12 protein-coding genes are annotated in these 12,674 nt (G+C 38.7%); 10 read left to right on the top strand and 2 right to left on the bottom strand.

Annotated features, from left to right (window positions below; all coding sequences use genetic code 11):
- Nucleotides 1-151: 151 nt before the first annotated feature.
- Together H5088_RS15845 and H5088_RS15850 are read right to left on the bottom strand one after the other, a co-directional pair.
- The gene (locus tag H5088_RS15845; protein ID WP_182753641.1) at nt 152-1,633 is read right to left on the bottom strand and encodes an FMN-binding glutamate synthase family protein; all 1,482 of its coding nucleotides are present in this window, start codon (nt 1,631-1,633) and stop codon (nt 152-154) included.
- Nucleotides 1,634-1,808: 175 nt separating this feature from the next.
- Nucleotides 1,809-3,587 carry a DUF885 family protein gene (locus tag H5088_RS15850; protein WP_182753643.1) on the bottom strand — a complete coding sequence of 593 codons (1,779 nt, stop codon included), beginning with the start codon at nt 3,585-3,587 and terminating at the stop codon, nt 1,809-1,811.
- A gap of 334 nt (nt 3,588-3,921) precedes the next feature.
- On the opposite strand from H5088_RS15850, the gene H5088_RS15855 reads away from it, so the two are divergent.
- From H5088_RS15855 to H5088_RS15900, 10 genes are all read left to right on the top strand, one after another.
- Complete coding sequence (locus tag H5088_RS15855; protein ID WP_004334947.1) at nt 3,922-4,908, top strand: GGDEF domain-containing protein; 987 nt, start codon at nt 3,922-3,924, stop codon at nt 4,906-4,908.
- Nucleotides 4,909-4,991: 83 nt separating this feature from the next.
- Nucleotides 4,992-5,747 carry a bifunctional demethylmenaquinone methyltransferase/2-methoxy-6-polyprenyl-1,4-benzoquinol methylase UbiE gene (ubiE, locus tag H5088_RS15860; protein ID WP_024597074.1) on the top strand — a complete coding sequence of 252 codons (756 nt, stop codon included), beginning with the start codon at nt 4,992-4,994 and terminating at the stop codon, nt 5,745-5,747.
- A gap of 11 nt (nt 5,748-5,758) precedes the next feature.
- Nucleotides 5,759-6,442, top strand: coding sequence for an SCP2 domain-containing protein (locus H5088_RS15865; RefSeq protein ID WP_182753645.1), 684 nt, complete (start codon nt 5,759-5,761; stop codon nt 6,440-6,442).
- Nucleotides 6,443-6,451: 9 nt separating this feature from the next.
- Nucleotides 6,452-8,053 carry a ubiquinone biosynthesis regulatory protein kinase UbiB gene (ubiB, locus tag H5088_RS15870; RefSeq protein WP_182753647.1) on the top strand — a complete coding sequence of 534 codons (1,602 nt, stop codon included), beginning with the start codon at nt 6,452-6,454 and terminating at the stop codon, nt 8,051-8,053.
- 80 nt (nt 8,054-8,133) lie between these two features.
- Nucleotides 8,134-8,382, top strand: coding sequence for a Sec-independent protein translocase subunit TatA (gene tatA, locus H5088_RS15875; RefSeq protein ID WP_004334954.1), 249 nt, complete (start codon nt 8,134-8,136; stop codon nt 8,380-8,382).
- 5 nt (nt 8,383-8,387) lie between these two features.
- Nucleotides 8,388-8,720 carry a Sec-independent protein translocase protein TatB gene (gene tatB, locus H5088_RS15880; RefSeq protein WP_024597077.1) on the top strand — a complete coding sequence of 111 codons (333 nt, stop codon included), beginning with the start codon at nt 8,388-8,390 and terminating at the stop codon, nt 8,718-8,720.
- 48 nt (nt 8,721-8,768) lie between these two features.
- Nucleotides 8,769-9,509 (top strand): twin-arginine translocase subunit TatC, encoded by a 741-nt coding sequence (gene tatC, locus H5088_RS15885; protein WP_024604418.1) that lies wholly within the window; start codon nt 8,769-8,771, stop codon nt 9,507-9,509.
- A 1-nt stretch (nt 9,510) separates the two neighbouring features.
- The gene (locus H5088_RS15890) at nt 9,511-10,026 is read left to right on the top strand and encodes a hypothetical protein (protein WP_138489908.1); all 516 of its coding nucleotides are present in this window, start codon (nt 9,511-9,513) and stop codon (nt 10,024-10,026) included.
- Complete coding sequence (locus H5088_RS15895; protein WP_182753649.1) at nt 10,026-10,811, top strand: TatD family hydrolase; 786 nt, start codon at nt 10,026-10,028, stop codon at nt 10,809-10,811. Before H5088_RS15890 ends, H5088_RS15895 begins: the two co-directional genes overlap by 1 nt.
- Complete coding sequence (locus H5088_RS15900; RefSeq protein WP_182753651.1) at nt 10,811-12,664, top strand: diguanylate cyclase; 1,854 nt, start codon at nt 10,811-10,813, stop codon at nt 12,662-12,664. The genes H5088_RS15895 and H5088_RS15900 overlap by 1 nt, the downstream gene beginning before the upstream one ends.
- Nucleotides 12,665-12,674: the final 10 nt, after the last annotated feature.

The following is a 12,674-nucleotide window of genomic DNA, read 5'->3' on the forward strand; positions in this document are numbered from 1 at the left end:
TACCAAGCGCACAGGGCGTGCATCTGTGAAAGTGTTATGGCAAGGATGGCTTAAGTTACAAGCCATCCTGGAAGGCTACGATTTAGCAAAATCTCTTGAGTCAGACTTGTGATCAAGAGACAGCTATAAGCGCCTTCTAGTTAGTTAAAGCTTACTTGTAGTTTTCATAAATTTTATCAAGCGGCTCTGAAAGCCCACTTTCTTGCACTATACGTACATGCTTACGAGCCAACTCACGTGCACTTGTTACACCGCATGAGTGAGCAATTAAACCGGCTCCGTAATGAATATATTTATTATAGTTAGCTACTCGTTGCGCTTTATCAGCTACATTTAAGCCGCGTTGCAAACGCTCGTTATGCGTAGTGATCCCGGTTGGACAGGTATCTTTATTACATTGCATTGCCTGAATACAGCCCAGTGCAAACATATGACCACGAGCCGATACAACAAAATCAGCACCGAGCGCCAATGCCCATGCAACCTTTGAAGGAACGATTAATTTACCCGATGCAATAATTTTCACGCGATCTCGAAGCCCGTGCTTTTCAAGCATATTAACTACAAGCGGCAAGCTTTCGCGAAGAGGTAAACCCACCGAATCCATAAGCGGCTGCGGTGCAGCCCCCGTACCACCATCAGCACTATCAATTGTTATAAAATCGGGTGCCGACTCAATGCCACGATGATTAATTTCTGCAAATAACGTTTCTAACCAGGTGTAATCACCAATAACGGCTTTAAAGCCTGTTGGTTTTCCTGTGGTATTACGCACAGTGGCAATCATATCGAGAATATCGGCTGGTTTTTTTATTTCAGGGTGTCCATTTGGGCTAATCGAATCTTGCCCTTCTGGAATACCCCTAATTTTAGCTATTTCGGCGTTAACTTTGCGCCCTGGTAACATACCGCCTTTACCTGGTTTTGCACCTTGGCTCATTTTTAGCTCGAACATTTTGACTTGTTCGTGAGCTGCTATTTCTTTAAGTTTCTCGGTGCTTAAGTTTCCATGCTCGTCTCGGGCACCATATTTAGCTGTACCAATTTGAAATACCAAATCGGCGCCACCTTCAAGGTGGTAAGGGCTTAAGCCCCCTTCACCTGTGTTCATCCAGCAACCCGCTAATTTAGCACCTTTTGATAAAGCGCGCACAGCAGGCTTTGAAAGCGCACCAAAGCTCATGCCCGACACATTAAATAACGAATTAGTGGTGTAAGGTGTTTTACAATACGGACCTAAAGTAACATTACTCGGGTCAAGTGCCTCTTCATCTAAAGTAGGAAAAGCACAGTTCATAAACATAACCGTACCCGTCACTTCTAAGCTTTGTGTTGAACCAAATGCAGCGGTGCGATCGACATCTTTTGCTGCGCGGTAAACCCAACTGCGCTCAGCGCGGTTAAATGGCATTTCTTCTCGATCGAGAGCAAAAAAGTATTGTCTGAAAAATTCACCTTGGCGTTCAAAAAAATATCGAAAGCGGCCAATTACTGGGTAGTTACGCCTAATAGCATGTTTTGTTTGTGTTATATCGCGAAAGTAAAAAATAATAACAGTAAGCACAATTAACCCAAGTGCGATAATAAAAATACTCGCAAATACGTCAATACTAAACATAATGAAATTGCTCATCTAAGGCCCCTTGATGGCTATATTTTTAGATAATACCTATTGCGTAGTATGTGAATATTTTGACGATTGGAGTCGCTAAAATAAACTACATTACTAGGTCTGTGGTATAAAAAAGGTGTTGCGGTCAAAATGACACAACACCTTTGTTTGTTCAAGGTTTATAAGCCCTACAAAGCTAATTTTGCAGCTTAGTTAACTCATTTTTTATATATAAACGTACCTGTGTTTCTAATACTGACAAGGGCACTGAACCATGGCGAAGAACCTGATGATGAAATTCGCGAATATCAAAATTTGGTCCAAGCGCTTGCTCTGCTTCAACACGTAAACGTTTAATAGTTAACTCACCAATTTTGTATGACAGTGCCTGAGCTGGCCAAGATATATAACGGTCAGTTTCTGTTTTAACATTATGCAGCGAAAGCGCGGTGTTCTCGCTCATAAAGTTCATAGCTCGCTCGCGGCTCCAGCCATACATGTGCATCCCTGTATCAACAACCAAACGTGCTGCTCGCCACATTTCATAAGTTAAGCGACCAAAACGGCTATATGGGTCTTGATAAAAGCCTGCCTCTAAACCTAAATATTCAGAGTAAAGCCCCCAACCTTCGCCAAATGCCGAAAGGTAAGCATCACGACGATAGCTCGGCAAATTTTCAAGCTCTGCATTAAGTGATATTTGTAAATGATGACCTGGCACTGCTTCGTGCAATGTTAATGCTTCTAAAACATACAAAGGGCGCTTATCTAAAGCGTAAGTATTTACCCAGTAGTATCCAGCTTCATCATCTCGATTAGAGCCAGAATACCGACCTGTTGTGTATTTAGGGGCAATACTTGCGGGTACAGGTGCCACGCCATAAGGTTTGCGCGGTAAGGTATGAAATAACTTAGGCAGCTGTGCATCCATTTTTTTAGCAATGTAAGATGCTTCTTTTAAAAGTTGCTCAGGTGTTGTTGCGTAAAACTGTGGGTCGGTACGTAAAAAGTGAATAAACTCAGCAAATGAGCCTTTAAAACCAACTTCTTTTATTACAGCTTCCATTTCACCTCGAATGCGAGCAACTTCTTTTAAGCCTAGCTCGTGGATCTCTTTTGGTGTCATGTCGGTAGTGGTGTAATGCTTAGCACGGTTTTTATAAAAAGCTTTGCCATTAGGGGTTTCTGAAATACCAATACTTGTGCGGGCGCCCGGTTGGTATTGCTCAGTAAAAAACGTTAGGTAGGCTTTATATGCTGGTATTACTTTATTTTTTAAAACAACTTTAGCTCGCTGTTGAAGTGCATAAAAGTCACTCTCACTTAAACTGGCAGTGTTAGCTAAAAACGGTTTATAAAATTCTGATTGAGTTACATCATCAACAATATAAGTACTTATGGAGTCTTCGTATCCTTCTAAAACTGCTTTTGGTTGGGTGAGACCTGTTTCGAGCCCTTTTTTCATCCAATATATATTTTGCTCAAAAAAGCGGGGGATTTGTGCTAAACGTGCAAGGTATGTCTCTAAATCTTGCTCTTTTTTATATTGAGAACTGTTAACGATGTACGACAGACCGGAGTGAAAACCATACTCAGATGTAAGCGGCATGTAATGCGCATTAAACACATATTCGTCAACGCTATTTTGCACCTGAGCACGAATAATACTTAAGTTAATTTGATTTTCGTCACTAAGCTTAGTTGCATCTACGGCATCTAAGTCTGCTAATAATTGAGTATTACTTTTGTACTGCTTTGCTAAAAATTCTGGCGATAAATTGGCAAGCAAATAGCCATCAACCCCTTTTGAACTGCTATAAGGGTTTATACTTTCTCTATATTGAACAATAGATTGTGCTACTTGAGTAAACTGCTCATCCGCATTGGGTGTGGTTATTTGACATGCACTTAACGAACATAAAGCAGTTATGCCAAGAAGCGTTTGGCGAAGCGTTTTTGGTAAAAAAAGATTCATTATTATTTAACTTGATGATGCAATAGATTGCATAAAACTATCGTAGGCTAAAGAAATAGCAAGTAAATGAGACAAACTAGCATATTGAAATAATGCTACATACGTTAACAGAAGTAAAAACCAGCCGAATTGATGAGAAAAACAGCGATTGGGCTGCTAAAGTAAAATTTAAGTTCCCTAACTATCGTTTTTGCTTTTAAATAGCGCGGATAATGATTACTGTATAAAAAAATAATAAAAAGCTCGGACGCATAACCGCCTCATGGAATGAGATATTTTAAAATTTGCACTTATGCGTACTTAGTTGGTATTTAAAATGATGTTCCATGATTCCATGGCTATTGCACAAGAGAAGATGACTAAAGTGTGTGTGTTTTTAGAGCGCTATGCACTTTCTCCTACGCCGCTCAATTATCAAGTTGTTTATACCTATACTAGCCAAACTAACCTTGAGCTGAACAAAGCCTTAGACCGCGCTATTGCGGTTGAAGATAATATAGACAGTGTTTTAATTGAACAGCTCCATGCTGAATTTTTAAATACCGGTCACACAGAGCAAGTCAACATGATTCAAAATGTTGATGGTGTTATAAGTTCACTTTCTCAAAACTCTCAAGCTACTGAAAAACAGATAATTCGCTTTGCGGGTCAGGTGAGCGAATGCGTACATTCACTAGATGAGAACAACATAGAACAAAGCCGTCAAGCGCTTGAAGTACTTCATAATCAAACCGCCGAATTACTAAATCAACACAAGCAATTTAAGCAAGAACTAAGTAAAGCCAAACAACTACACGAAAAAACAAAAAAGCAGCTAAATCAACTTCGTAAACAACATATTATTGATAGCCAAACAGGGCTTTATAAACGCCATTATTTAACGCAACAAACTCAAGTATGGACTAATCAAAAAAAGTCTATTTGCGCCATTGCGATTCAAATAGATAACCTTGATCACTTTACTGAAAATTACGGTGATATAATTGGTGAAGTTATTTTGAATAAAGTAGCTAAACAAGTGCAAAAATATGTTTTTCAAAGTGGCTTGCCTGGCCGCACAGCTAAAGATCAATTTACTGTTTTACTCGCCGATATAGACCCAGAAACAGCCAATGTTATAGCTGAAAAAGTCCGAAATGGAGTCGAAAAGCTTCGCTTTGTTAGTTCAAAAACAGGGATTAAGTTACCTAGTATTGGCTTATCTCTAGGAATTGCTCAACATCTACAAGAAGATGATTTTAACCAGTTAGCTAAAAAAGCGTCTCATGCGGCTTTTAAAGCGCGGTCATTAGGGCAAAGTAGCTACACTGCAGGGCAATAAATTACCTGATAAATCATATTCAAATTGCACCTACTGCGTACAATAAAGTACACTAACCTCTATTGTCACGATAGAGATTAATCATGAACGAAACCGAACAAAAGACCACGCATTTTGGTTATAAAACAGTAGCCGAGGGCGACAAAGCTTCTATGGTTGCTGATGTATTTCACTCAGTAGCTGCAAAATACGATGTAATGAATGATTTAATGTCTTTTGGTGTGCATCGTTTATGGAAACGTCAAACTATTGCAAGCTCAGGTGTTCGTAAAGGCCATCATGTACTCGATTTAGCCGGCGGCACTGGCGACTTAACGGCAAAATTTAGTCAACTAGTTGGCGAGACCGGTCAAGTTGTTTTGGGCGATATAAATTCATCTATGCTTAAGGTTGGTCGTGAAAAACTACACAATCTTGGCTTAGTAGGCAATATTGACTACGTACAAATGAATGCTGAAATGCTGCCATTTCCAGATAATAGCTTTGATGTGATCACTATTGCCTTTGGCTTACGTAACGTTACCGATAAAGACAAAGCATTACGCTCTATGTACCGTATTTTAAAGCCAGGTGGCAGATTACTTGTTTTAGAGTTTTCAAAACCAGAGCATGACGTACTTAGTAAAGCTTACGATTTTTACTCATTTAATTTATTGCCAACAATGGGTAAGCTAGTTGCTAACGACAGTGAATCGTACAAGTATTTAGCTGAGTCTATTCGTATGCATCCAGATCAAGACACATTAAAAGCGATGATGGAAGATGCGGGCTTTGAACAAACAACATACCAAAACCTCACAGGCGGAATTGTTGCACTGCATCGTGGTTTTAAATATTAAGGCTAGCAGTTATGGCGCTTGAAAAAATAACAAAAAGCAATAATGGTGCAATGTCATCTGAGTTTTTTATGTTACCTAATTTTGTACTTTCGCTTATTGAGCGTGTACTAAATCAAGCGCTTAGCCTTGACCCACAATTATCTCAAAAGCTAAACGCCGTTAAACATAAGCGCTTAGTGGTTGAAATAAGAGATTGGCAACAAAGCATCCAACTCGTTTATAGTGCTGATCAATTACACTTATACAGTGCCCAAAGTAACGAAAACGCAGATTGTATGATCAGCGCAGATATAGAAACACTTTTAGCGCTCAAAAACCCTGCAATGCTTACCCAATTAATTCGCCAAAATAAGCTCGACTTACAAGGCGATTTAAATATTGCGCAAACTTATAGCAATGCATTTTCAGGTATTGATATTGATTGGCCTGAACAACTTTCTAAATACATTGGCGATGCACCCGCTCAGCAGTTATACCTGCACTTAAAAGAACTAAAACAAAAGAGCAGCAAAACCAATACTAAAATAAGTACCATGCTTACAAGTTTATGCCAAGATGAGCTCGCAATTACTATTCATCCATTAGAACTTGAGCAATTTAAACAAAAAAATAGAGAACTCAAAGGACAAGTCGCTGCTGTTGAGCAACGCATTAACGCCCTCTTAAACTCTTTTTTACCTTCAAACACCCGCTAAGGATTTTTTGTGTCGACTGCACGTTTGTATAACATCACCAAAACGTTACTTAGCTATGGACTAGACGAGCTAATTCCAAAGCATAAAGTGCCTTGGTTTGGTAAAATAGCCCGTGGTAGTTTATTTTGGCTGCGTAATCAGCACAAAGAAAAACCGGCGGGGCTACGTTTACGTTTAGCATTACAAGAGCTGGGTCCTGTTTGGATCAAATTTGGTCAAATGCTCTCTACTCGTCGTGATTTACTCCCTCATGATATCGCTTTAGAGCTTGCGTTTTTGCAAGATCAAGTTCAACCATTTGAAGGCGAACTTGCACAAAAAATAATAGAAAAAGCGCTCGAAATTAACGATATAAGTGAATTATTTAGTGAGTTTTCACAAACTCCACTGGCCTCTGCATCTATAGCGCAAGTACATACAGCAAAACTTATTGATGAGCAGAGTATTGAGCAAGATGTCGTAATTAAGGTTATTAGACCCAATATTTATGAGCAAATTAATGCCGATTTAGCGCTAATGGAAAAGCTCGCAAAGGTACTTGCAAAAGTACATAACGAATCAAAACGCCTGCGTCCTGTAGAAGTAGTTAAAGAATATAAGAAAACACTCCTAGACGAGCTCGACTTAATGCGAGAAGGTGCCAACGGCATGCAACTAAAACGCAATTTTGAAGGCTCTGATTCATTATACATCCCTGCAGTTTACAGTGATTACAGCCGTAGCAATGTGCTGGTGATGGAGCGTATTTACGGCATACCCGTCTCTGATACCGATGCACTTATGGCGCAAAACACTAATATGAAATTACTTGCTGAGCGTGGCGTAGAAGTGTTTTTTACGCAGGTGTTTAGAGACAGTTTTTTTCATGCCGACATGCATCCGGGTAATATTTTCGTCTCTCGAGAGCACCCTGAAAACCCAATGTATATCGGTATTGATTGCGGTATTGTTGGTACGTTAAGCAAAGAAGATAAACGCTATTTAGCTGAAAACTTTATCGCCTTTTTTAATCGTGATTATCGCCAAGTTGCACAGCTACACGTTGATTCTGGTTGGGTACCACCAGATACTAGCATTGAAGAATTTGAATTTGCGATTCGCACAGTTTGCGAGCCTATATTTAATAAACCTTTGGCCGAAATTTCATTTGGGCACGTACTCGTAAATCTATTTAATACTGCACGTCGTTTTAACATGCAGGTACAGCCGCAATTAGTACTACTACAAAAAACTTTATTATACGTTGAAGGATTGGGGCGTCAGCTTTACCCACAACTCGACTTATGGAAAACAGCTAAGCCCTTTTTAGAAGACTGGGTAAAGCAACAAGTTGGACCGCTATCAGTACTGAAGCAAATGTATGCTAACTTGCCATTTTGGGCTGAAAAAATGCCTGAGTTACCGGATCTAATTTATCAAAATTTAAAGCGTGCACCACACATTCAACCGCAAGAACAAAAGGTATCTCATAAACCTTTAATATTGAGTTTATTTGGTAGTGCTACAATGATTATGGCAACACTTTGTTATTTACAGCACGATTTAATAGCTGCAAGTCTTGCAATAAGCTTATCGGCTATTAGCTTTATAGCGGCATGGCGCAGCGCATAAACTGGGTGCTATTTGCGCTAGTGAGCGTATAATTAGTATTTAAAATAAACATTTAACCGTTTTATATATTGGAGAAAACCATGGGTTTTGGTGGTATTAGTATTTGGCAATTATTAATTGTTTTAGCGATCATAGTTTTACTTTTTGGCACAAAAAAACTACGCGGTATGGGTGGCGATATTGGGGGCGCTGTAAAGGGCTTCAAAAAAGCAATGTCAGATGATCAAATGAGCGAGAAAGAGAAATCCGAGCAAATTCAACAATCAGAAAAAAACACTGCTGACAACTCAACCGATACTGAAAAAAACAAAGATAACAATAAGGTTTAATTAGTATGGGCATGTGGGAACTTGTTGTTATTTTTATTGTTGGTTTAGTGGTGCTCGGCCCTGAGCGCTTACCTGTTGCGATTAGAACAGTGAGTAAATGGGTTAAAACCGCTAAATCACTTGCCAACTCAGTAAAAGCCGAAGTAAGTGAAGAGCTTCGCATCCATGAGCTGCACGAAAACCTTAAAAAAGCAGAACAGCAAGAATTAAAAGATTTAAGCCCTGAGTTACAAAGCTCACTAACAGAGCTACAAAAAGCGGCTGAATCAGTTACTCACAGCTACAAAAAACAACAATCTGATACATCAAATAACCAACAACTTGATGAGAAAAAGTGAAATTTATTTCTCACTTTGTGGTCAACTTACTACATGGTATAAAAAATAATGGCTGAGGAAGTAAAATCAGGGTTTGTAGCTCATTTAATTGAGTTGCGTGATCGGCTAATAAAAGCACTATTGAGCATTTTATTATTTTTTATCGCGCTGTTTTATTTTAAAGATGATATTTACGAACTTATAGCTGCACCATTAGTAGTTCATTTACCTAATGGCGCGACCATGATAGCTATAAATGTGAGTGACCCTTTTATAGTCCCTATGATGCTTACTTTTTTTGTTGCGGCTTTATTATCTACTCCATGGATACTTCATCAAATTTGGGGGTTTATAGCTCCTGGCTTGTACCAAAATGAAAAGAAAATGCTAATACCTATACTAATCTCAAGCGTTGTCTTGTTTTATGGGGGTATCGCTTTTTGCTACTTTGCAGTACTACCAATTATATTAGGTTTTTTTACAAGTACAGGTCCCGAAATGATGACTCTAGCGCCCGATATCGCTAGCTATCTAGGATTTGTATTAAAGTTGTTTTTTGCATTTGGCGTCGCTTTCGAAATTCCAGTGGCTATTATGTTGCTATGCTGGAGTGGTGCAACAACAACAAAAAGCTTAAAAGAAAAGCGCCCTTATATCGTAGTGGGTGTTTTTGTAGTCGCGATGTTTTTAACACCGCCTGATGTATTATCACAAACATTGTTAGCATTTCCGATGCTTCTTCTGTTTGAGCTAGGTCTAATTTTAGCAAAGTTTTATACCGCTAAACCACAAAAAGAATCTGAGGAATAAAATGAAAAAACAACTACTCTCACTATTGGTTTTATTAAGCGCACCGACTTTTGCTGCGCAAACAGAGTTTAATACTCAAGCGTTACAAGCATGTAGCTTTATTGAAAACGATTTTAACCGCTTACTTTGTTACGATAATACCATCGCGGGTAAGTCACTGGTTAAGCCATCAGTAACAAAAACGCTCACACCACCAACAGCTAATAATGTACCTCAGGCAGTAGCCACAACACCAACAGAAGTGAAAAAAACAGCTGATGAGTTTGGGTTAGAGTACAAAAAATCACAGACAGAAAAAGACGCTGAAATTAAAGCGATGGTTGCTTCAGTTGAAGAAGCTGCTTACGGCGAGTTAATTATTTCGCTAGATAACGGTCAACAATGGCGTCAAATTGGCTCTGACAGCATGCGCTTGAAAAAGAACGATACGATTGTAATTAGCCGTGGTGTTTTTAACTCATTTTTACTTAAAATTGACGGTGAAAACCGCTCTATTCGCGTTAAACGTACTAAGTAATGTCATATACATTAATTGATGCTGGAGTTAACTTAACTAATCATCAATTTGATGAGCAGCATCACGATGTAATTACCCGTGCCAATGAAGCGGGTGTTACAAATATGCTTATTATTGGTTGTGATATTGCAAGCAGTCAGCAATCACTTGAACTTGCAACAAAGCATCTTCAATATTCTACGGCGGGTATCCACCCACATGATGCAAAATCAGCCACTAATGAACTAGAAGCACAACTAACTGTACTTGCAAATAACAAGCATGTTATTGCTATTGGTGAATGTGGCCTTGATTATAACCGCGACTTTTCGCCTCGCGATGTACAGCGTAGTGTTTTTAGGCGCCAATTAGCACTTGCAGAGAAATTAGATTTACCTGTTTACTTGCATGAACGTGATGCAAGTGACGACATGCTAAGTATTTTAAAAGAGTTTAGTATTCGCGGTGTACTCCACTGCTTTACGGGTAACTCAGCAGCTCTAAAGCAATATTTAGATTTAGGTCTATATATTGGTATAACGGGTTGGGTATGTGATGAAAGGCGTGGAAAATATTTACAACAGCTAGTGCCTAGCATTCCTCTAGATCGATTATTAATAGAAACTGATGCACCATTTTTAATTCCACGAACAGTTAAACCAAAACCTAAATCACGTAAAAATGAACCTGCCCTGCTTCCTTATATCTGTCAAACGGTTGCACAACTTTATCAAATAGATGAAGAAGTTGTGGCCCGTAAAACTACAGAAAACTTTCACCGTGTTTTTGGTTTAGAAGATCGTTAATGGCCTATGCAAAGGCACTTTTAAGCCTATTAGTATTCCTTTGCACTTTTTGCTGTTTCGCAAACCCAGTAATAATAAAACACGATTTTAACTCTCAAAACATTAATAACCTGTATTACTCTTTTGAACCAACGTCGCTATTAAGTGCACAACAAAGTAGCCATATACAGTGGCAAAAAAACACAGCAAAACCCCTTAATTTAGGACTAGAGCAGCGTCCTGTATGGATAAAATTTAAAATAAAAAATACACTTAGTTATAATACTGAGCAAATATTGTCACTAAACAATCCTTTGCTAAACGACGTTCAAGTATATCAATTACATAACTCGCAATTACTTTCTTATACTCAAATTGGTGATGCCTACCCCTTATATAAGCGCACAATTAAAAGTGAATCTTTATTAGTTAAACTGCTCAGCCCTGCAAATAGCGAAACGCTTATTATAATGAAAGTGGCGAATAGTTCAGGCTTGCGAGTCCCTTTAACACTGTGGCAACCAGAAGCTTATTTGGCACACAAAGGAAAACTCAATTTACTCTATGGCTTATTGATTGGTTTTATATTTTCTTTGGGTGTGACTTGCATAGTTTTATATGGTTTTTCACGTAAAGGTTATTTTGTTTATGCTGGGGTTATATCTCTCACATTAGGTAGTGTATTAGCCTACCTTTGTGGTTTTGGCTTAAGGTACGTTCATCCTAATTTGCCTGCATTACAGCAAGTTATGACCCCTATATTACTTATGCTTATCACTTTATTGTTTTTGCCTTTGCAGAAGCAAGTTTGCCATCCCAGGCCCTCTCTTCTGCTAACTATTCAAAAAGTTGTAGTTAACGCTTTAGCCATTTCGTTATTATTTATTTGGCTACTTCCAAACAATATAGTTACATTATTTTGTTTAATCACTACTCCAATCGTTTTAGGCTTTTATATTGTAACTACGTTTATGTGCGTGCGTTTAACGCCTTCTAAACCAAACAAAGCACTATTACTTGTATTGGTTTTTTTCTTGGTGGTAATGCTTCATTTTACTGTTGCAGTAATGGGCCTATACGCCTTTGACAGAAGTACGCTCGCATTTGTATTTGCATGCTTTTTTGGTTGCACTTTTTGCTTATGCTACAGCGTAATGAAGTTATTTATTTTACAACGCGATGAAGAAGTGATTGCTCAACAAACCTTGATTGCTGAAAACACAGCACAAGATACACTACTTAAAGAGCGCTTAAAATTACAAGAAAAAACTCGCCAAGAACTTGAATCTCAGGTGGACGAGCGCACCTTTGAATTACAAGTGACGCTTAGAGAGCTTGAAGAAAAAAACCGCTCACTTGAGTTACTAAATACTGAAGACGCATTGACTGGAATAAAAAACAGACGCTTTTTTGATAAAAAACTGGTAATGGAGCTTCGTCGCTCTCGTCGAGAACAAACGCCGCTTAGCATTGTTATGCTTGATATAGATCGATTTAAAAATATCAACGACACGTACGGCCATATCATTGGCGATCAAGTTATTAAAGCAGTGTCTGACCTTATAAAAGACCATTTAAAACGACCACTCGATGAAGTTGCCCGTTATGGCGGTGAAGAATTTGTTGTGCTATTACCTAATACCCCTAGTGAAGGCGCACAAGACATAGCTGAAAAAATACGAGCTGATATCTCAGTAAGTACAGTAACGGTTGCCAATAATGATATTCAATTTACTATTAGCGCTGGTGTATACACCAGTATTGCTGATGATGTTAGCAACCCTCAAATTTTTACTGAGTGCGCCGACAAAGCACTTTATTACGCAAAGCAGCATGGCCGTAATCAAGTAATTACTTTTCCATTTCCACAGTAGGAGCATATTA

The sequence above is a fragment of the Pseudoalteromonas sp. SR43-3 genome (assembly GCF_014163875.1).
In the GTDB taxonomy this organism is placed as follows: domain Bacteria; phylum Pseudomonadota; class Gammaproteobacteria; order Enterobacterales; family Alteromonadaceae; genus Pseudoalteromonas; species Pseudoalteromonas distincta.